The sequence below is a fragment of the Epibacterium ulvae genome, assembly GCF_900102795.1.
GTDB lineage: Bacteria > Pseudomonadota > Alphaproteobacteria > Rhodobacterales > Rhodobacteraceae > Epibacterium > Epibacterium ulvae.
This window is the reverse complement of the sequence record NZ_FMWG01000001.1, coordinates 391,134-411,893: the sequence shown is the minus strand read 5'-3', so window position 1 is coordinate 411,893 and position 20,760 is coordinate 391,134. Positions and strand designations below refer to the sequence as shown.

Here is a 20,760-nt window from a genome sequence, read left to right as displayed (position 1 = left end):
TTTTGCATCCTTTACTGCGGAGCCCCTTTAGCTCCGTTTAATTCTCTCGGATCACCTGCGCTTCACGCGCGATGGACCAATCCACCAACTGCCGCCAGAGCTGTTCAATCAGGTCTGGATCCAATCCTTTGTCTGCTGCGGTTTTACGCGCGTTCATCACCACTTCTTCCACACGCTCTGGGATACGCGCAGGCCAGCCATTTTCAGTTTTCAGATCAATCGCCCGATCAATGTAGCCCGCACGCACCGCGAACAAAGCCACAAGCTCAAGATCGACCCTATCAATTTGCGCCCGCAGTTCTGCCATTGACTCACAGTCTTTTGGTGGTTTTGCATTGATCATCATAAAACTCCTGCAGCCCAAGAAAGCCCTGGACCGCAGAAAGCGCATATTGCGTCTTAGAACAAGCCTTCGATTTGTCCTGCGTCATTTAACCGGATAGATTCTGACGCAGGCGTGCGCGGAAGCCCCGGCATGGTCATGATTTCCCCGCAGACCACAACGATAAATCCTGCCCCCGCAGACAAACGCACTTCACGCACTGGAACAGAATGCCCCGTCGGCGCGCCACGCAGGTTCGGATCGGTTGAAAAAGAATACTGTGTCTTCGCCATACAGACAGGCAGGTGGCCATATCCCGCCTCTTCCCATTCGCGCAGTTGATTGCGGATTTTCTTGTCTGCCAGCACCTCATCCGCGCGATAGATGCGTTTTGCGATGGTTTCGACCTTTTCAAACAACGGCATGTCATCGGGATAGATCGGAGCAAAGGTTGCAGCACCTGAATCAGCCAATGCGACAACTTTTTCTGCCAAATCCGCAGATCCTTCAGACCCCAATTCCCAATGGCGCGACAACACAGCCTCAACCCCATGTGTGGCCACATAGTCTTTGACCGCCTGAATTTCGGCTTCAGTATCGGTGACAAAATGGTTGATGGCGACAACAACAGGCACGCCAAAGGACTTCACATTTTCGATATGTCGTCCAAGATTTGCGCAGCCATTATTCACTGCATCCACATTTTCAGCGCCAAGATCAGCTTTTGCAACACCGCCGTTCATCTTCATCGCACGCACGGTTGCAACCAGCACAACCGCGTCCGGCGCGATGCCAGCTTTGCGGCATTTGATGTTCATAAACTTCTCAGCACCAAGATCCGCACCGAAACCTGCTTCGGTCACAACATAGTCTGCCACCTTCAACGCGGTTTTAGTCGCAATGACAGAGTTACATCCATGCGCGATATTGGCAAAAGGACCACCATGCACAAAGGCTGGGTTGTTTTCGAGCGTTTGTACAAGGTTGGGCTGCATCGCATCTTTCAACAACACAGTCATCGCGCCTTCTGCTTTGATATCGCGGCAATAGACCGGGGTTTTGTCACGACGATAGGCAACGATGATATCCCCAAGACGCTTTTCAAGATCCTGCAGATCCGTCGCAAGGCACAAGATTGCCATCACCTCAGAGGCCACGGTGATGTCAAAGCCAGTTTCACGCGGAAACCCATTGGCAACGCCACCAAGAGAGGCTGTGATCTGGCGCAACGCGCGATCATTCATGTCAACAACGCGACGCCATGCAACACGCCGGATATCTATATCCTGCTCATTGCCCCAATAGATATGGTTGTCGATCATTGCAGACAGCAAAGAATGCGCTGATGTGATTGCGTGGAAATCCCCTGTAAAATGCAGGTTCATCTCCTCCATCGGAACAACCTGAGCGTACCCCCCCCCGGCTGCGCCGCCCTTCATACCAAAGTTTGGGCCCAAGGAGGCTTCACGAATACAAATCATGGCATTTTTACCAATCCGATTCAGACCATCACCCAGACCAACCGTAGTTGTGGTCTTCCCTTCACCCGCTGGTGTCGGATTAATCGCGGTCACAAGAATCAACTTACCATTCTCGCGCTCTTGAACAGAATTTATGAAATCCTGACTGACCTTCGCTTTGTCATGCCCATAGGGCAGCAGATCATTGCTTTCGATGCCTAACTTTGCACCAATTTCCTGAATCGGCTTCTTGTTTGCCTCACGGGCAATTTCGATATCCGTTTTATAGCTCATCGCCGGACCCTTATATATCCCTAACCAGCGCCCAGCACGTCCTCCCGCACTGGCCTAGGGGCAGCATGGCTCAACTTGGCCCTAAAACAGTATCAATTTCCGACTGATTCAATGCGCGAAACGTCTTTGTAGCAGCTCGGTCGTCGTGGATCGGAAACAGGGGGGTAACTACATAAAACCCCACACGTTTCAAGCAGAGCGATCCTGCTTATCGCCGTCCTTTGGAGTGAGATATTCTGAGCCATTTCAGCATTTCGCCGCGGCTAAGTTGGCTCACCACAGGATGATGGCTATCCGTCCGAGCCATACCAAATGTCAGATCAGCGTCGCTTGACGGTTAACCTATTCAAAAATATATGAACTACGCTGTGCGGGCGTTAGAACACCCGCATTTTTTATCTAGTATGATCGTGTGGTTTCGCATGATCACATCAATAATGAATGTAAAAAATCATGAAAAAACTCATACATTTCGCCGCAATACTAATGGCATGTGTACAATGCATGCAGGCTGATACAAATGCCAGCACTGCCATCCCGGAAGACAAAGCATTGGAAAGAAAGCTCATCGGCAAACGTATCTCATTTGTAAATGAGCCAAAAGGAAATTTTATTAGATTTCTTGATGGAGGTGTCCTGAAAGAAGGGAACGGCCATGGTTCAAATCGTTCAGGAAAATGGAAGATTCAAGGGCAACAAATATGCCTCGATGATAGTCTCGGGGCGCAGTGTGTGGATGTCGTCAAAATCACCGATCATGAGTTGGTGATGCGAACCCAAGACAACGACCCTGACATCTGGGATGCCGTTTTCGTGGACAAAAAAGGCGTACCATTGCGCGATGTTGTTAAATATGATGGAAAACTTGCACGAACCTTGCACGGCCGGGTGATTACGGTTGAAGAAGTGAACCCGCCAGCCAGCTTATCAGGCAGCAAAACCATCTTTGATTTCAACTCAAAACGCACTGTTGCTCTTAGCGTAGTAACTGAAGAAGGCCGCCCCGCGCTTTTAGGCGCAGCAGATGTGGATCTACCTTATAAATCCTCTGGTGATACGCTGTGCCTTAGCATTAGCGAAGGTAGAGAACGGTGTACGCTGACAAAGATTTCTGGAAACGAAGTGCGGATGGTTCCCATTAAAAATGGGAAGCTCATCGAAGATAAAGCAATGGTCGGGACCATAAAATAAATTGGGAAATGGGCTGCGGTCTGGCTCACCATAGCGACAAAAAGTCCCGCAAGAGCGTATCTTGCGGGACTTCATTTTAACTAAGATGTTCGCTCTCTCTATTAGTTAGACGGTTCCGGCTCCATGTCGCCCTCGCCTGCGTCTTTCTTAGGCTTGGCTTTGGGGATCGCGGTCACCGAGGTTCCACCGTCTTCTGGTGTATCATCCGTATCATCACCTGCGCTTGGATCTTCGCCGCGCATCACACGCTTGATCTCTTCACCCGTCAGGGTTTCATATTCCAGCAAACCATTGCCAAGGCGATCAAATTCCTCGTGGTTTTCCGTGATAATCTCATAAGCACGATCATAACCATCCTGAATAAAGCGACGTACCTCATCCTCGATCAGCTCTTTGGTATTAGCTGAGACTGAGAATCCAGCCGTGTTTCCAGAATAGCCTTCATGCGCTTCGGCATAATCGATGTTACCAATCTTATCCGACATGCCCCAGCGCAACACCATGGCACGTGCCAATTGGCTGGCCTGCTGGATATCACCGGCAGGGCCGTTTGATACATGGTCGGGACCATATTTATAAATCTCAGCCGCTTTACCAGCCATCGTCATGGCCAGCTTTTGCTCGCACTCATCCTTGTGCCAGTTCAGGCGGTCCATTTCTGGCAGGCTCATCACCATGCCCAAAGCCCCACCGCGCGGAATGATTGTGGCTTTATAGACAGGATCACATTTGGGCAGCATCAAGCCAACCAAAGCATGGCCCGCTTCATGGAAAGCCGTCATCTCTTTTTGTTCAGGCGTCAGCACCATCGAACGACGCTCGGCCCCCATCATCACCTTGTCTTTGGCCGATTCAAAATCTTCCATAGTAACAAAGCGACGACCAACGCGTGCCGCCATCAAGGCCGCCTCGTTCACAAGGTTGGCCAGATCCGCCCCAGAGAACCCCGGCGTCCCCCGCGCGATAATGCGCAGATCTACGTCAGGCCCCAGAGGTGTTTTGCGCGCATGCACGCCAAGGATCTTCTCACGGCCTTTGATATCAGGGTTGCCCACGGTAACCTGACGGTCAAAGCGGCCCGGACGCAGCAAAGCAGGGTCCAGTACATCGCGGCGGTTGGTTGCGGCCAGAATGATCACGCCTTCATTGGCTTCAAACCCGTCCATTTCAACCAACAACTGGTTCAAGGTCTGCTCGCGTTCATCATTGCCACCGCCATAACCTGCCCCACGATGGCGACCCACGGCGTCGATTTCATCGATAAACACAATACATGGCGCGTTCTTTTTCGCCTGTTCAAACATGTCGCGCACACGGCTCGCGCCGACACCGACAAACATTTCAACAAAATCAGAACCGGAAATGGTGAAGAATGGCACACCGGCTTCACCTGCAATGGCCCGTGCAAGCAAGGTTTTACCAGTGCCCGGAGGACCGACAAGCAAAGCACCCTTGGGGATTTTACCGCCAAGGCGCGAGAATTTCTGCGGGTTGCGCAGGAATTCAACAATTTCTTCCAGCTCTTCCTTGGCTTCATCAATGCCCGCTACATCATCAAAGGTCACGCGACCCTGTTTTTCTGTCAGCATTTTTGCCTTAGATTTGCCAAAGCCCATCGCGCCGCCTTTGCCACCGCCCTGCATCCGGTTCATGAAATAAACCCAGACACCAATCAGCAAAATGAATGGCAAAAGTGTAATCAGGAAAGACTGCAAACCAGACTGCTGTTGCTTTTCAGCGCGAACCGGAATGTTGTTCGCGATCAACATCGCAGTCACTTCTGCATCACCTGGACGGATTGTCACAAATTGCTGACCATCTGTAGTGGTGTAGCGCACCTGCTCGCCATCCAGCGTAACAGAGCCAACCGAGCCCCCTTCAACTGCGGTGACGAAATCCGAATACGTGCGCTCTCGGCTTTGCATCGTGCTTCCTGCGCCGCCAAACAAGTTAAACAGCGCGAGGATCAGCAGGAACAAAACAACCCAGAAGGCGATATTTCTTGCATTGCCCAAAGGAAAAATCTCCTAAACTTCAAGACGCCTCACACGGGCGCCTGCTTTGCTTCTAAAATAGGGATAGTTGGCCAAGGTTCAATGCGATAAAAACGATTGGTAAAACTCATCTTCACTTGGAGTGAGACTGGCAGCCCATCCATTGTCCAAACCGGCACTTGGGCAAGCCATCATTTCATCTCCCTTCCAAACCGCTGCAACAGAATGCAAAACGGCTGCGGGACAGTCCAAATCCCGCCAGTTTTCACAGTATTGCAGGCCTTGAGGCCCCAAAGCCTTGATAATTTGCCCTGTTTCCACAGGCCCAGACAGCTCCCAACGTCCATCCCAAGACTCATTCAGGCGACATATTAGCGAGTTAACCGCATTAAATTCCCGGAAAATCCAGACGCGACCTTTTGACACCTGCAGCTGGCACCCACACAAAGTTGTTGTACCATGAGTACGCGCAGTTGCGACAGCGCGATCCATTGCCGCCCGTCGCGGCGCATAAGGCTGCCTTGTCAGCCATTTTAGTGCGCCTTTCAGCAACCGATTCGCAATTTCATCAGGTAATCTCTGATAGCTGTTCTGTTCAAAAACGACCGCACCGGCCCGCACCGATACGCACTCATGCGCCGCTCGAGCTGTGCTCCATTGCAACGCTGAACGCACGCGTGACATATTTTCCGCAACTTGAGCAAGGTTCTCAACACTCACGCCCAGCTCTGCCAGCTGCGCTGTCGCCCGTCGCATACGGATCCGCTCAAACGCCAGATCCTCATTTGACGGATCATCCACCCAATCCACATCCAGATTTTGCAGAAAACGGCGCAACTCAGACCGTCGCAAAGTTAAAAACGGGCGCACCAACATGACGCCCTGTTCCATGCGGGTTTCACCCATGCCCGACAATCCATCTACACCCGCTTCCCGGCGCAGTCGCATCAAAACGGTTTCAGCCTGATCGTCTGCCGTGTGTCCCAACACAAGACAGCTGATGTCTTTAGCCTTGGCCCAGTCAGCCAGCAAAGTGTAACGGGCGCGGCGTGCGCGATCCTGCAGATTACCCGGTCCAGACGAATCTTCCCAAACCAGCGTATCATGGGGTAGCCCCAAAGCAGCAGCACTGCGCCCGACAAAAGCCGCCTCATCTGCAGCCCCTGCACGCAATCGGTGATCAACTGTCGCAACAAACAACCTGTGCCGCGATCCCGCAAAAGCCTTTGCAGCGGCCTGCATCAGCGCCATGGAATCGCCACCACCTGATACCGCAAGTCCGATATTCGCAGCCTCTTGCAACGCGTCACAGGTGCGCAAACACGAAATCAGGCGGTTTTGTAAGTCGATCGCGCCGATTGTTTGATCGGTGCTCAAGGGCACCCAAGCTTTGCCTTTTCAGACGCCGCGGTTGAAGCAAAAGAATGCCCCGGAAAGCGCACCCCAACCTCTGCCAAGGTGATACAGGCCTGTTCTTGCTGCTCCAGACGGCCAAGCGCGGCCCCCAGTTCAAACAGCGCCTCTGGCGCCTGCGGCCCTGTGGAATTGCCACTGAATGCCGCCAGATAAGCACGGGCTGCTTCACGCGTATCGCCAAGCCCATCCAGTGCGCGTCCCCGCATCAGATCTGCACGTACAGCCAAGGGACTGCCCGGATAGGTCTGATTAAAAAGTGACAGCTTTTCAGCCGCTTCGGAAAAGGCCCCATCTGTCATGGCTTGTTCCGCACTTTCAAAATCCGCGCGCTCTCCAACAGCCAGTTCAAGCCCTTCAAGTGCTGTTTCACCGGAGGTTTCAGCAGGAGCTGCCGCGGCAGCCACAGATTGCTCCGCAGCCTCATCGACCCCGCCAAGGGTTGATGTTTCTCCAAGGGCCGAGATATCGCCGCCTTCCAGTTCAACCAGACGGAACTCCAGATCACCAATGCGATTGGTGCCATCTGTGACAATCTGATTGATCCGAAAATCAAGCTGCTCTGTTTTGGCAGTCAAAGCTTGCAATTGGCCTTCAATGGCAATCACCCGGTCCAGAACACTGCTGCCGGATAAGTTCCCCGAAGGCGATCCAGTGGTTGACAATTCTCGCTTGAGCCGTTGGATCTCGACGTTCAAAACCGTCAATTCCTGACGGATATCTGCAAGTGTTTCAGCATCTTGGGCAGATGCAGGCAGGCTCACAGCCAATGAAAACATCGCCGCACGCACCACAGCAGACAGTCGAAAGATCCTCATGACAGCACTCCTCAGCTGGTGAAGCCGCCTGCGATAACCGAGACCGCGCGACGGTTTTTCGCATAACAGCTTTCATCCGAGCAAATTTCAAGGGGACGTTCTTTGCCAAAGCTCACAACTTTGATGCGATTTCCGGCAACGCCATTTGAAATCAGATAGTCACGTGCCGCATTTGCCCGTTCCGCGCCAAGCGCCAAGTTGTATTCACGGGTGCCCTGCTCATCCGCATGACCTTCAATTGTGATAGCATATTCTGGGTTTGCACTCAGCCATACCGCCTGCGCAGCCAAAGTCGTGCGCGCCTCGGTATTCAAGGTTTTATCATTCACCGCAAAAAGCACACGATCGCCGACAGTCTGCTGGAAATAAGCTGGGCTACGTGGGTCTGCAACACCCGCACCAAGCCCAGCGCCATTTGCACCAAGGCCCGCACCTGCGCCAGCGCCCGCAGCAGTATCATCACCGCGCCAGCCAATTGCGTTTGAACATGCGCTCAAGCCGAGCGCCGCAATAAGAAAAATTGCCTTTGTCTTGACCATCATGATCCCTGCCTCATCCTGCCTTGTTTCGTCTTTATTAACACAGCCCACAACGGGGCGCTATTGAGGTATTCCTGTCTCAGCCAAGTGGTCACCACCTATTGCAACGGAGACCACGCCGGATCTGATGCGCCGTCCGGTGTGCGCACGGGTTTCAGATTGCGCCCCGTGATATCCACGGAATACAGCGTCGACCGCCCCGCCGCGCCTTGAGATTGGCGCGCAAACATGATCACCCGCCCATTTGGAGACCAGGTCGGCCCCTCATCCAAAAAGGACGAGGTCAACAGGCGCTCTTCGCTGCCATCTGTGCGCATCACACCGATATGAAAGCGACCTTTGTTTTGCTTGGTAAAGGCAATCAAATCGCCACGAGGTGACCAGACTGGGGTGCCATAACGCCCCTCCTTGCCAAAACTAATCCGGCGGGCTTCGCCGCCATTGACTGACATCACATACAGCTGTTGTGACCCGGATCTGTCACTCTCAAAAACGATTTGGCTGCCATCAGGTGAAAAAGAAGGGGCGGTTTCAATGGAAGGCGCACTGGTCAAACGGTTCCGTTGCCCCGTAGAAATATCCATGCGGAACAGATCCGTATTGCCGCCTTGGGATTGCGAATAAACCACTGTGCGTCCATCCGGCGCAAAACGTGGCGCAAAGCTCATGATCCCATCATCTGAAGATAAAATGCGCCGTTGCACCTGACCTATGTCCAAAACATGGATCTGGGGAAACCCGGTTTCATAGCTGGTATAAAGCACCCGATCACCCGTTGGTGAAAACCGTGGTGCCAGTACAATTGACGCGCTATCCGTGAGATATTGCACATTCGCGCCATCATAATCCATCACAGCCAGACGCTTGCGCCGGTTTGCCTTGTCACCGCTTTCGCTGACATAAACAACGCGGCTGTCAAAATAGCCGCTTTCCCCGGTGATGCGGCTGTAGATTGCATCCGCCACCTTATGGGCCATTCGGCGCCAGCCCTCGGTGGTGCCGGAAAACTGCAACCCCTCGCCCAGATCACCTTGGGCAAAAATATCGTGCCCCAGAAAGCGCACGGTCAACCGATTGCCATTGACCCCAACAGCCCCGGTCACCAGGGCCTGCGCGTTGATCGCTTTCCAGTCGGCGTATTGAACCGGGGCGTCAAAATTCGTCACCTGAGAGATATAGGCTGAAGATGGGATTTCACGAAACAGCCCGGTTCCGGTCAGATCTTCTGCAACAACGCGGGCAATATTCACTGCCAATTCAGTTGCTGCAGGACTATCAGGGACAAAATTAGGCACGGCAATCGGTAAGGGCTCGATCACCCCATCGGTGATTTCGATCCGCAGCGGACCTGATTGCGCCATAACCACAGATCCTGTTCCCAGAACCATAAGGCCAGCCATTAAACCTGCCAGAACTTGCCTCATCTGATTCGCATCCTTTCTGGGTTGAACACCATTTCTATATCGCGCCACTGGCCGTATTTCTCGGTCGGCAACTGAAATCCTCTTGCTCCGCAGCGGATAATTGCGCGACGGGCTGCTTCATAGGCTTGTTTCGCGGCTGCGGCGGATCCACCGGTGCTGCCAATCATGCGAATACTGCCAATGTCTGGTTTGCCATCTTGGGCCAGCGAGACCGCAACCTCTACCGTTGTCCGCAAGGCCTCGCTGGAAAGTGATCCCACGTTCCAGCAACTCGACACGGCAACACGCAATGCGTCTTTTTCGCCCAGCGTCAAAGGTGGCCCGGACGGCACTTCTGCTTCCACATCAGCGCCTCCTGCCAAAGCTTCGGCAAGGGCATCCTCGACGGCTGCAGATTCAGCTGGCTGTGTGTCCGGCTCAGGGGCTTCTACCGTTTCAACTGGTTCCGGCGCGGGCTCAGCTTCAGGGGCAGGTTCGGGTGCGCGTGCAGGACGGCTGCGCGGACGCAACGATCGCGTAACTTCGGTCGATGCAACCTGCGCCTCGCCTTCGTTTTCCTCGGTCACAATACGATCACTTGCTGCCTCCGGCGCTGTTGCCTCTTGTGCTTCGGCCGGTGCATCGCCCGTCTCATCAGGTGCAATCGCTGGCTGTTCAATTTCACCTGCCACGGCCTCAGGATCCGGTGGTGCAACGGGCACAGGCGCAACGCGTTCGGTTTTTTGCTGAGTTTCGGGTTCTGTCACCTGCGGCAATACCGTCGGACGCTCAGGCGGGCGGACCACCTCAGGCGGTACCACAATCGGCTCTGGCTCTGGCTCTGGCTCTGGCTCTGGCTCTGGCTCTGGCTCTGGCTCTGGCTGAAAATCGGGTTCCGGCGGCGGCGGTGCAACCTCTGGTTCAGGCGCATTTTCAGGCGTGGGCCCCGGCTGTTCAGCCAGTTCAGGCGCGGCGACCTGTTGTGACAAACGCGCGAATTCCGCTGCGCTGATCAGGCTCACCTCCTGCACTTGAGCAGGCAAAGGCTCAGACGGGAACCAGGCGCCAAAAACCACCCATCCCGCTAAAAGCGTGTGTCCTGCAACAGAGATTTTGGTTCCGGTTTGCACCCAACCGCTCCGCTACTGATCCACGCTGACGGATCCGTCCAGCGCCGGGCCGCCTGTATCTGTAACAAGCCCGACATTGGCAAACCCACCTGCGTTCAAAGCGCCCATGATCTGCATGACATCCTGATAAGCAATTGCACCATCCGCACGCAAAAACACCTGATCAGAGCTGCGCTCAGCGGCAATGCCTTGCAAGCGCGCGACAAGCTGATCGCGCGCAACAGGCGTGGTCTGGATCTGCACCTCTCCGGCCGCAGTGAGCGTCACAGTCAATGGTTCTTCGTCATCCCCCGGCAAAGCGCCCGCTGCGGTTTTTGGTAGCTCGACGGGTACGCCGACCACAGACAAAGGGGCCGCCACCATAAAGATGATCAACAGCACCAACATCACATCCACAAAAGGCGTCACGTTGATTTCAGACATCGCGCGGGCGCGGCGGCGTTTGCGCCCCCGGCGGCGTCCATCGTCTTCTTTGCCTTGCAGCGCTGCGCCCATAATGGCCTCTCCTAACTATCCAGCTGGCGGCTCAGAATGGTCGCGAACTCATCTGCAAAAGCCTCATAGCCTCCGATGATCCGGTCACTGTCAGCACTAAGCTTGTTGTAAAAAATCACCGCAGGGATCGCTGCAAGCAGACCAAGCCCTGTAGCCATCAACGCCTCAGCAATCCCCGGTGCAACCACTGCAAGATTGGTATTCTGCTGCTCTGCAATTTCGATAAAGGCTGTCATGATGCCCCAGACGGTGCCAAAGAGGCCAATAAAGGGCGCGCTTGATCCGACGGTCGCGAGCACTGACAACCCCGATTGCAGATCTTCGCTTTCCTTGGCAATGGCAACATCCATAGATCGATCAATACGGGCCTGTGCACCTGCTATCAGCCCGCCGTCCTGACGATGGCTGCGCCGCCATTCCGTCATGCCAGCCGCAAAAATCCGCTCAGACTGGCCAGTCGGCTGCGCGCCCAGTTGTTCATAAAGACCGTCCAGTGGTTCACCAGACCAAAAGGACCGATCAAAAGTGGCAGCCTCAGATTTTGCTTTGCGATAGGTGATCAGTTTCTGAATTATGATCCCCCAGGACCAGACAGATGACGCCACAAGCATCAGCATAACCAGTTTCACCGTCACGGTGGCTCGCGCAAAAAGCCCCCACATGGAGAAATCAATCTCCTGCGCTAGTGCTAAAGAATGTTCCATAGACCTGCTCTATCGATTGGGGCCAATTTTTTGACCTTCGTTCAGAAAACGCTACAGCAGAGTCTGGGGCCTTGCCAAGGTCACAGCGTCGCAAAGCGCCCCGCACACGCCAATTGTTACAACAATGCGCGAATCTCTGCCGGTAAACGCTGTGGGCGGCTGCCTTCAAGACTCATGCAGACAACCGTCACACGAGCCCGAAACAGATCCTGCCCGCCTTTTTGCACCACCTGAATCAGCGTCAAACGCGCAGAGCTGACCTCAGCTACCTCTGTTTGCACCTCAAGTTCGTCATCAAATTGCGCTGGGGCAAGAAAATCCGCCTCCACCCGGCGCACCACATAAACAAGCCCCATCTCCCGCATGGCATTTTGGTCCACGCCCAAACTGCGTACCCAATCACTGCGCGCCCTTTCGATAAAACGCAGATAATTAGCATGATAGACGATCCCGCCCATATCAGTGTCTTCGTAATATACGCGAACTGGAAAATGGTGTGTCATGTCAAAACGCCTTCGTCAGGTCGAGATTGCAAAGCATAATCCGCCAATTCCGTATAGATCGCGCCATCGGGCGTCAAATCTGACCGGTACAGAACCAGACGGTCAATCGGCGCAAGATCATGCTGAAACGTCGCGAATCTTCCCAAAAACCGCGCAATCTTTGCATGGGTCTCTGCAGGAAGACGTCGGCCAAAGCGGGACAAGGTGATATGCGGTCGAAACCTGCGCCGTGGAAGCGTAATATCAACAGATTTCACTGCCCCAGCCACCGCGCGCTGTATCCTGCGCAGATCCGCCGTCTCTGCAAGACTGGCCCACAACAGATGAGGTGTTGCAGCACTGTCCACCTGAAGCCCCACGATCTGAGGTGCTACAGATGACAAATCAAGAAGGCACAATTCTTCATGCAGTCTGGCTAAGGTGCTGTCTGCCTGCTCATCCAGAAAGGCCAGGGTAATGTGAAACCCTTGCGCATCCACCAAACGCCCGACCTGCAGCTCGTCCTGTAAGGTCGACAGTGCCTCTTCGGTATCAATATCAACTGGAAGCGCAAGAAAACATCGCACGGGCGATCAGCTCTCATGTGGCGCTGGCGTCAAATTGGATGCCTGCAAGCGCGCATAAAGGCGCAAAGCATGGCTCGCATCCGTGGCAGCAACCGGCATCATACGATCGTAAGCTGCAGCCATCACACCAGCAATTTCAGGGCGCACAATGGTTGCGCCACTCTCTGGCAAGACCGCAAGCGGCGACGCCTGCGCAAAGGCCTGATCGCCCCACAAGAGAAAAACCTGAACCGCCTGCGCCAGCGCCAAGCTTTCAGCCGGTATCTTTGCCAACTCTCCAGACATGCGTAAAAAGACAAAAGCCGCCTGGATCCCCCCTTGGTCGTCAAAACGGAACGCCCGGTACTGGCTCGCATCCGCCTCAGACAAACGGCCCACCAGATCGGCAAGGCCTGGGATCATACGATCCAAATCTGGAACATCCAGAAGCTCCGACCACTCCCGGAAGAAAAAGAACATCAAGTTCGCACCCAGTTCTGGATCCGTCTCAGCCATCTGGTGGCCTGCAAATGTTGCCACAGCCTCAACCGCACCTTTGACCGTGCGCAGCGTGTCGTCTTCCACCCCAAAAACAATCGGTGCAATCGGCCGCCCCCAACGTGCAAAGCCATACCGCCCATCGACATGAGTAAACAGCTGCTCGATTTGCTCGGGTGTATAAAGTGAGGTCACGCCGATAGCTCCTGTCTTGCTAGCGTCCCGAGTGTATTCCTCAGGGCATTCACCAGCGTGTCTAAGCGTCTGTCGGTCTCCATGCAAGGCGGGGCTCCCGCCCCTTCTGGCCGCCCGGCTGTCGCCGGGCGACACATCAGCGTTGGGCCAAGCGCCGCTTGCGCGGCGCGGTTGCGCTTTATCCTCCTCTAGCACTGCGCCAGCAGTGCCACGCCCAACGGGAGATGGTCATTGTTCAAATGATCAACGACGGGCGGGAGTACCACCGTCCTTTATTTAAGATATGGCGCCCATTTCCGCCTTAGCGCCTCTTTCAAATCGATCTCCTGCCAATCTGCAAAAAGCAGCAACTGCGCAAACATATCAGCCACCTCATCTTCCATCGCGCGCCGCAGATCAGCTGGGCAAGACGTCGTCCGCCCCTGTCCAGCCATCTTCAGATAGGCCGCTTGCAGCTCGCCCAGTTCTTCCGTCAACTTTGCCAAATGCCAGGTCGCATCGCGCTCAATTCCAAACCGCGCGGCATACAAATCTGAAACCTGTTGCGAAAGATCCGACAGCTCTTTCAGTTCAGACATAAATACCTCAAAAGTTATGAAAACAAATCATTCTGCGTCTTAGGCGGAGCCAACCCCAAATGCCGCCAGGCCTTTGAGGCCAGCATGCGCCCCCGCGGGGTCCGCTGGATCAATCCTTGCTGCAACAAGTAAGGCTCTATCACCTCTTCCAACGCATCACGGCTTTCGCTCAACGCCGCTGACATCGTCTCAATCCCCACCGGGCCACCGCCGTAATTCTCAGCGATCAACGTCAAATAGCGCCGATCCGCACCATCCAGGCCAAGATTATCAACACTCAACCGTGTTAAGGCCCCGTCCGCCAGTGATTGAGTAATCCGGCCATCGCCCTCGACAAGCGCAAAGTCCACCACGCGGCGCAAAAGCCGTCCAGCGATCCTTGGCGTGCCGCGCGCGCGCCGCGCGATCTCTCGTGCGCCTGCGTCATCTGCTGGTGTGCCAAGTTTGCGCGCATTGCGGCTGACAATTTCAAACAACTCATCCTCAGTGTAAAACTGTAAGCGCGTTGGAATGCCAAACCGATCCCGCAACGGCGTCGTCAACAGCCCCATCCGTGTGGTTGCCCCCACCAGCGTAAAGGGCTGCAATTCGATACGCACCGTGCGTGCCGCGGGCCCTTCACCAATCACCAGATCAAGTTCGAAATCCTCCATCGCCGGATACAGCACCTCTTCCACAACAGGGTTCAGGCGATGGATTTCATCGATGAAGAGAACATCCCGCGCTTCAAGGTTGGTCAGAATTGCCGCCAAATCCCCGGCCTTGGCCAGCACCGGCCCAGACGTCATGCGGAAATTCACCCCCAACTCACGCGCCACAATCTGCGCCAATGTCGTCTTGCCCAAACCGGGTGGACCATAAAACAACGTGTGATCCATGGCTTCGCCGCGCCGACGCGCACTTTCAATGAACACACGTAAGTTGGCCCGCGCTTCGGCTTGTCCGATGAATTCACCAAGCCCCTGAGGGCGCAAGGCGCGATCTTCGCCGCCTTGATCTTCCGGCAAAGGGTCTGGGCGCAAGGTCGGATCTGCATCGATCATCTTGCAACACCCCGGATATCACTTACAGACATCACCACCTAACCTTTCGGAGCCAAAAGCCGCAGCGCTGCGCGGATCAGTTCAGGCTCGCCCGCCTCCGGGTTGTTGCCTGCCGCCTCAGCCACAGCAGCCGCAGCGTCAGAGGGGCCATAACCCAGATTACCCAGCGCCGACAACGCCCCAGCCGAGGCCGCTGCTGCCCCGCTTGGGGCCTTTGGTTTACGTGGTGTTTTATTGGATTTCGCTGCAGGTTCAGCAGGTTCTACCACCGCATCCAGCGCCGGCCCATCCATCGCCTGATCGATTGTCCCCCCCATGGCCATCACGCCGGGCGCTTTATCTTTCAGATCCAGAACAATACGTTGTGCCGTCTTTGGACCAACCCCTTTGGCCGCCTTTACACTCGCCCAATCGCCTAATGCAATGGCACGGCTCACACCCTCGGGGCCAAGCGTGCCCAGAATTGCAAGCGACACCTTTGCCCCAACCCCTTGCACCGAGGTCAGCAAACGATGCCATTCTTTTTCAACCAACGACGTAAACCCATAAAGCTGCATCAGATCTTCGCGCACCACCATATCGGTATAAAGTGCAACAGCTTCACCAACCGACGGCAAAGTGGCCATCGTGCGATCTGAACAATAGACAAGATAGCCAACACCGCGCACATCAATCAGAATATGATCCAATGCTTTATAGTCCACTCGCCCCGACAGTTTGCCGATCATGCGCGCACCTCTTTCAATTGCCGCTGCTGCGTGCCGCCATAATAGGCGTGACAAATGGCAATCGCCAGCGCATCCGCCGCGTCGGCACCTTTTGGATTACATCCGGGCAATTGCAGTTTGACCATATGGATCACCTGCTCTTTTTCTGCATGCCCAACACCAACAACAGTTTTTTTCACACGGTTCGGCGCATATTCGCCCACTGGCAGCCCCGCTTTGGCCAAGGTCAGCAAGGCAACACCGCGCGCTTGTCCCAACTTTAGCGTACCCGCACCATCTTTGTTTACAAAGGTCTGTTCAATCGCAGCCTGATCCGGCTGATAGGCTTCAATGATCTCAGTCACCTGATTGTGTAGCGACAACAACCGCTCACCAAGATCATCCCCGTCGGATTGGCACAAACCATTCGCAACATGACTCAGCCGTACACCTTCAGCGTTGATGACACCCCAGCCCAAGGTGCGCAACCCTGGATCAATACCCAAAATTCGCATGCGTTGCCCGATCTTTACACGATTATTTCTTTTCTTCAACGCGTAGCACAAAAAGCGAACATGTCCAATCCGTTTTCAAAACACCGCATATGGCGACCGCGCCTATTCCCCTAAAAATACCACATTCCACCTGACCCGCTGTAAGCTATGCGGTTTTTGCATACTGGGATTGTGCCGCCTTCTCTTGTCAACCTGTGGTGGCCTCCATACATGCGCTCCATCCCGTAGGGGGATACATGACGTACGAAAGGACACGGATATGGCAGTTTTAAATGATACCTCTTTTATTCAGGGCAACGAAGGCTTCTTTGGTCGCGCCCGTAGGTTTGTCGGATCCATTGTCGCGCTGATTGAAACGCAACGCGAAGCCAGCAAAACACGGCACGCGTTGGGAGCACTCAATGATCGCGAGTTGGCGGACATCGGTCTATGCCGCTCTGAAATTGAGCTGGTCGCCTGCGGGAAAATGAACCGCTAGTCGCGCCACAGACACATATTGGATGGAAACGCCGCGGTGCACACCAGCGGCGTTTTTGTTTCTGACACAAAAAAACCGCGGCTGATCCTCAGCACGCGGTTTTTGTTGAGCCACACCTCTCCCCAAAGGTATGCCGGTCTTACGGCAATACAGGCCCAATCTTATCAGCAACCAACTGTGTCACCGGGTCAGCCTGCATCACAAAGGCGCCAACCTGTTCAGCCGTGCTGCCAGCTTCGAGGCGCGCAACACGTTCGCTATAATCCTGTGCCCCCACAGAAGCGAGCACAACACTTTTGAACAGCACAAATCCAATAATCAGCAGCAAGAACGGCAGGATCGTCAATCTTGAGCTCGCACGGCGCGGTTTTAAAACAATCAGACCATCAGATTGAAGACGCGCATCATAGCCACGGCTCATCGCTTCATATTTGCGATTCAGACGTTTCACGCGCGATTGAAAGATATGTGTATGCTCACCCATCGTTTCTCACCTTCGTTTCAAACAACCAATCACCGGGTCATCTGTCACCCGCTTCTTTCACAAAACGAATGTAAGTGAGTCTTCTAAAATTTTCCACAAACCTGACGAAATTAGCCTTATTTGCGCAAAAGCAGCGTCGTCCACTCACCAATCTGGTTCTTTTCGACAAGATTGATGCCATTTTGTGCATAAACCTCGACAACTTCATCGGCCTGCTCGTTCAGAATCCCCGAAAGAATCGCATAGCCTCCCGCGCGTAGGTTCGCAGCCATATCCGGGGAAAGAGCAACCAGAGGGCCTTTCAGGATATTTGCAAAGATCAAATCAAACGGTGCGCAAGTCTGCAGCATTTCATGGTCAAAACCAGCAGCCTCTACACAGGCAACCGCGCCTTCCATATCATTTGCTTTCAGATTGGCTTCAGCCACATCAACTGCCACCTGATCAATATCGCTGGCCACAATGGTACCATCCCAGACCCGTGCCGCAGCCATCGCCAGCACCGCCGTGCCGCAGCCAATATCCGCCACTTTCTCACCCGCAAACCCTTCATCCAGCAGATGATCCAGCGCGAGCAGGCAGCCCAACGTGGTGCCGTGGTGTCCGGTGCCAAAGGCCATTGCAGCCTCGATCAGCAGTGGAATTTTGCCCTCGGGCAGTTTGTCCGCGTCATGGCTACCAAAGACAAAGAAACGCCCTGCTTCCACCGGTGCCAACTCGCGGCGCACATGTGCCACCCAATCGGTTTCTGGCAGTTCAGATACCGCAAAAGGCTTGGCTTCATGCATCGTTGCCAACAGTGCCAGACCTGCCTCATCCGGGGTTTCCGTAAAATACCCCCCCACTTCCCACAGTCCGGATCCATCTTCGACTTCAAAGACACCTACACCGGTCGGTTCAGGCTGAAGCCGCTCCATCGCTTCGCCCAGCGCTTCGGCGGCGGTTTTCCCGGTCAGAGTGGTCAAGGCGGTATAGGTCGGCATCACGTCTCTCCTGAAACTGTTGCCTCGCGCCTAGGCCGCACGTCGCACAAGGTCAAGCCCCCACAATGAAACGTGCCGCGCTATTCTGCAGCCTGTGCCACAGCGCGCCGCGTCAGCACCGTCTCATATCCAGGTTCCGGGTGACGTGGGATCAGCAACGAAAAGCCAAAAGACACCATTGCCATCAGCGCAGCCAGTCCAAACACTGCCCCGGGTGACGCAAGCCACAACAGCCCCAAGGGAACAGGCAAAGCCACCGCCGCGATATGGTTGATGGTAAAGGCCACCGCCGCCGTAGGCGCAATATCCGCAGGATCTGCAATCTTTTGAAAATAGGTTTTCAAAGCAAGCGCCAGCGCAAAGAAGATATGATCCACCACATATAAAAACGCGGCAACCATCAGCCCCCAGCCAAACCAGTAGACCCCGCCATAAGCGGCAAACACAATCACCAACCCAGCATATTCCACCATAAGGGTGCGCCGCTCTCCGAAATGCGCAACGGCTTTTCCCAACATCGGTGCAACGGTCATATTGATAATCAGATTGATCAGATAAAGCCGCGTTAGCTCATGCACTTCAAAGCCGAATTTTTCGACCATCATGAAACCGGCGAACACAACAAAGATCTGCCGCCGCGCGCCCGCCATGAACTGCAAGGCATAATACAGCCAATAGCGACGGCGCAGGATCAGCTTTTTGGTTTGCGGCGTCGGTGCTTCAAACTGTGGAAACAGCAACAGGCAGAGCAATGCCACAACCAAGGTCGTGCCACCCGCCGCCATATAGATTACATCATAGCTTAGCTCTAAGGGCTTCCACAGGCGTTCAATCCCCAGATAAACCACCAAAGTTGCAGCAGATCCGGCGGCCACCAGCCAGCCCAGCACCTGCGGCGCGCGTTTTTTATCCAGCCACTGCAACTGCAACGACTGGTTCACCGTTTCATAATAATGAAACCCGATCGAACTGAGCAGCGTGATCATCAAAATCCCGCCCATCTGCGGGAACCACGCCGTCACCGCCGTGGCGGCCCCCAGCATCATCAGCGAAATCATCGCCAAAACCTGCTCGCGCACCACAAGAATGACCGCGATCACCCCAATGGCCAGAAATCCCGGAATTTCACGCACCGTGTGCAGCAGGCCAATGTCTGCCCCATCAAACTGCGCAACCTCAATGACAAAGTTATTAAGCAAGGCCAGCCATGCGTTAAACGCAATCGGCATCGTCAAAGCCATCAGGAACAATAAAACAATGGGCCGCCGCCATTTTGGCTGCGCATCAAGGTCGGACAGGGAGACACGATCAAACATGCCTCTGATCTACGCCTGTTTGACAATCATGGCGAGAAAAGAATTGTACTAAAGGCGCACAGCACAGCTGCAAAAATACAGGTTGAACGCTCTATTCCCATCTTGGGTGCCTCGATAGTTCTCAAAACCGGTAAATTTTTGAAAGGCATGGGCTAGACGGTCAAAAAGAATAGGGGCATTTATTATGCATCAATAGTCTTAAAATTGGCAAATATAGAAAGACATGGAATGAATAAATTTCTGTTAGTCAGTGCATCAACTGCGATGCTCGGAACCTTAGCTTTAGCCGAAACAACTGCCCATTCAGTACCAGATAACGTCATAGACGAGCAACGTTCAAAACTTGCGGCGACAACTGATGGCAAAGGCTTTGGCCCGCAATCCCCTCGGGATATTGATGCGAATACAGGTGCAAATAATCGTGTTTTCTCAACTGCACCACTCCTGACGCAAATGACCCTTTGTGACATACATTTTCATGAAAACGCCGAACACAAGGGCGGAGAATTTACCACCTACGCAGGAAACGGAGATGGTCATGGTTTCGGTACCGGCTTTAAGTACGACGGAGAACTTACAGCCGCAGAACTAGCGCCGCTCGACCATAAAATTGGGCAAAGTGATCATGGCGATTTAGTTCCGGGTGATACAATCGAGATCCACTTTGTACATTCAACAGCACAAGCGACTCTTGGACCAAGCCTCGGCACGTGCCTAAGCGATGCCATCGGAAACCCACAGCTGCGCGTTGAAACAGTCGTCGCAGTTCTGGTGAATGGCAGCGGCACCGATTTCACAAAGATGGCGCATATCGAAGAAATCGATGGGCTCAATCAAGTGCCCAATCTACCCACCGATCTGGGCACACCCGTTGTCTATGCCGGATCAACCACTGGCCCCAGCTACAACGAGAAAGGCTCCCCCTTTCAGGTAACCTGGAGTGTGCGCCCCAACGTGGTCAAGCTCGACATTCACTCAGTGGAAGCTTGGATGGCTGACAATCCATTTGAAGAAGACCATGCACATGGCGTTCGCAACTTGGTTTTGAACCCGAATCTATTGTCTCCGATTCACTGATCTTCTTTAGAAAAGTCGGGCAGAGTGAAAAGCGTTCTGCCCGTTTTTTTCAATCTAAGCATTTTCAGACAATAA

The 20,760-nt window shown here is 54.1% G+C and carries 23 protein-coding genes; 3 read left to right on the top strand and 20 right to left on the bottom strand.

Translation table 11 applies throughout. The features are described from left to right. Nucleotides 1-37: 37 nt before the first annotated feature. Nucleotides 38-343, bottom strand: coding sequence for a chorismate mutase (locus BLP79_RS02010; protein ID WP_090215726.1), 306 nt, complete (start codon nt 341-343; stop codon nt 38-40). 56 nt (nt 344-399) lie between these two features. Further along, nucleotides 400-2,076, bottom strand: coding sequence for a formate--tetrahydrofolate ligase (locus BLP79_RS02005; protein WP_090215370.1), 1,677 nt, complete (start codon nt 2,074-2,076; stop codon nt 400-402). Nucleotides 2,077-2,580: 504 nt separating this feature from the next. Here BLP79_RS02005 and BLP79_RS02000 point away from each other — a divergent pair. After that, nucleotides 2,581-3,267, top strand: a complete 687-nt coding sequence (locus BLP79_RS02000; protein ID WP_090215368.1) for a hypothetical protein — start codon at nt 2,581-2,583, stop codon at nt 3,265-3,267. 101 nt (nt 3,268-3,368) lie between these two features. On the opposite strand, the gene ftsH is transcribed toward BLP79_RS02000, so the two are convergent. The 15 genes from ftsH to ruvC all read right to left on the bottom strand — a co-directional run bounded on the left by ftsH (nt 3,369) and on the right by ruvC (nt 16,347). Continuing rightward, complete coding sequence (ftsH, locus tag BLP79_RS01995) at nt 3,369-5,282, bottom strand: ATP-dependent zinc metalloprotease FtsH (protein WP_090215366.1); 1,914 nt, start codon at nt 5,280-5,282, stop codon at nt 3,369-3,371. A gap of 78 nt (nt 5,283-5,360) precedes the next feature. Next, nucleotides 5,361-6,638 (bottom strand): tRNA lysidine(34) synthetase TilS, encoded by a 1,278-nt coding sequence (gene tilS, locus BLP79_RS01990; protein WP_139163156.1) that lies wholly within the window; start codon nt 6,636-6,638, stop codon nt 5,361-5,363. Beyond that, the gene (locus BLP79_RS01985; RefSeq protein WP_170830437.1) at nt 6,635-7,492 is read right to left on the bottom strand and encodes a tol-pal system YbgF family protein; all 858 of its coding nucleotides are present in this window, start codon (nt 7,490-7,492) and stop codon (nt 6,635-6,637) included. Before BLP79_RS01985 ends, tilS begins: the two co-directional genes overlap by 4 nt. Nucleotides 7,493-7,503: 11 nt before the next feature. Further along, complete coding sequence (gene pal / locus BLP79_RS01980; RefSeq protein WP_090215720.1) at nt 7,504-8,034, bottom strand: peptidoglycan-associated lipoprotein Pal; 531 nt, start codon at nt 8,032-8,034, stop codon at nt 7,504-7,506. 95 nt (nt 8,035-8,129) lie between these two features. Next, nucleotides 8,130-9,455 (bottom strand): Tol-Pal system beta propeller repeat protein TolB, encoded by a 1,326-nt coding sequence (gene tolB, locus BLP79_RS01975; protein ID WP_090215360.1) that lies wholly within the window; start codon nt 9,453-9,455, stop codon nt 8,130-8,132. After that, complete coding sequence (locus BLP79_RS01970) at nt 9,452-10,564, bottom strand: energy transducer TonB (RefSeq protein WP_090215356.1); 1,113 nt, start codon at nt 10,562-10,564, stop codon at nt 9,452-9,454. Before BLP79_RS01970 ends, tolB begins: the two co-directional genes overlap by 4 nt. Nucleotides 10,565-10,576: 12 nt before the next feature. Next, on the bottom strand, nt 10,577-11,059 hold the full coding sequence (locus tag BLP79_RS01965) for an ExbD/TolR family protein (RefSeq protein ID WP_090215354.1): 483 nt from the start codon (nt 11,057-11,059) through the stop codon (nt 10,577-10,579). An 11-nt stretch (nt 11,060-11,070) separates the two neighbouring features. Continuing rightward, the gene (gene tolQ, locus BLP79_RS01960; protein ID WP_090215351.1) at nt 11,071-11,763 is read right to left on the bottom strand and encodes a protein TolQ; all 693 of its coding nucleotides are present in this window, start codon (nt 11,761-11,763) and stop codon (nt 11,071-11,073) included. 116 nt (nt 11,764-11,879) lie between these two features. Next, entirely contained in the window at nt 11,880-12,266 is a 387-nt protein-coding gene (ybgC, locus tag BLP79_RS01955; protein ID WP_090215349.1) for a tol-pal system-associated acyl-CoA thioesterase, read from the bottom strand. Then, nucleotides 12,263-12,832 carry an RNA 2',3'-cyclic phosphodiesterase gene (gene thpR / locus BLP79_RS01950; protein WP_090215346.1) on the bottom strand — a complete coding sequence of 190 codons (570 nt, stop codon included), beginning with the start codon at nt 12,830-12,832 and terminating at the stop codon, nt 12,263-12,265. The genes ybgC and thpR overlap by 4 nt, the downstream gene beginning before the upstream one ends. 6 nt (nt 12,833-12,838) lie before the next feature. Further along, the gene (locus tag BLP79_RS01945) at nt 12,839-13,504 is read right to left on the bottom strand and encodes a hypothetical protein (protein WP_090215343.1); all 666 of its coding nucleotides are present in this window, start codon (nt 13,502-13,504) and stop codon (nt 12,839-12,841) included. A gap of 272 nt (nt 13,505-13,776) precedes the next feature. Next, nucleotides 13,777-14,082: a nucleoside triphosphate pyrophosphohydrolase family protein gene (locus BLP79_RS01940; protein WP_090215339.1), complete on the bottom strand. Its 306-nt coding sequence runs from the start codon at nt 14,080-14,082 to the stop codon at nt 13,777-13,779. A 14-nt stretch (nt 14,083-14,096) separates the two neighbouring features. Continuing rightward, nucleotides 14,097-15,125, bottom strand: coding sequence for a Holliday junction branch migration DNA helicase RuvB (gene ruvB, locus BLP79_RS01935; RefSeq protein ID WP_090215335.1), 1,029 nt, complete (start codon nt 15,123-15,125; stop codon nt 14,097-14,099). Between the two features lie 38 nt (nt 15,126-15,163). Beyond that, nucleotides 15,164-15,853 carry a Holliday junction branch migration protein RuvA gene (gene ruvA / locus BLP79_RS01930; RefSeq protein WP_090215332.1) on the bottom strand — a complete coding sequence of 230 codons (690 nt, stop codon included), beginning with the start codon at nt 15,851-15,853 and terminating at the stop codon, nt 15,164-15,166. Beyond that, on the bottom strand, nt 15,850-16,347 hold the full coding sequence (ruvC, locus tag BLP79_RS01925; protein WP_090215329.1) for a crossover junction endodeoxyribonuclease RuvC: 498 nt from the start codon (nt 16,345-16,347) through the stop codon (nt 15,850-15,852). The genes ruvA and ruvC overlap by 4 nt, the downstream gene beginning before the upstream one ends. A 259-nt stretch (nt 16,348-16,606) precedes the next feature. On the opposite strand from ruvC, the gene BLP79_RS01920 reads away from it, so the two are divergent. Continuing rightward, nucleotides 16,607-16,825: a DUF1127 domain-containing protein gene (locus BLP79_RS01920; protein ID WP_090215327.1), complete on the top strand. Its 219-nt coding sequence runs from the start codon at nt 16,607-16,609 to the stop codon at nt 16,823-16,825. 139 nt (nt 16,826-16,964) lie between these two features. Here BLP79_RS01920 and BLP79_RS01915 read toward each other — a convergent pair whose 3' ends face one another. The 3 genes from BLP79_RS01915 to BLP79_RS01905 all read right to left on the bottom strand — a co-directional run bounded on the left by BLP79_RS01915 (nt 16,965) and on the right by BLP79_RS01905 (nt 19,608). Continuing rightward, nucleotides 16,965-17,309, bottom strand: a complete 345-nt coding sequence (locus tag BLP79_RS01915) for a hypothetical protein (RefSeq protein ID WP_090215324.1) — start codon at nt 17,307-17,309, stop codon at nt 16,965-16,967. 116 nt (nt 17,310-17,425) lie between these two features. After that, nucleotides 17,426-18,292, bottom strand: coding sequence for a 50S ribosomal protein L11 methyltransferase (locus BLP79_RS01910; protein ID WP_090215322.1), 867 nt, complete (start codon nt 18,290-18,292; stop codon nt 17,426-17,428). 80 nt (nt 18,293-18,372) lie between these two features. Next, nucleotides 18,373-19,608, bottom strand: a complete 1,236-nt coding sequence (locus BLP79_RS01905; protein ID WP_090215319.1) for an MFS transporter — start codon at nt 19,606-19,608, stop codon at nt 18,373-18,375. Between the two features lie 228 nt (nt 19,609-19,836). Here BLP79_RS01905 and BLP79_RS01900 point away from each other — a divergent pair, with 228 nt between their 5' ends. Further along, complete coding sequence (locus tag BLP79_RS01900) at nt 19,837-20,685, top strand: delta-class carbonic anhydrase (protein ID WP_090215317.1); 849 nt, start codon at nt 19,837-19,839, stop codon at nt 20,683-20,685. The last annotated feature ends 75 nt before the right edge of the window (nt 20,686-20,760 follow it).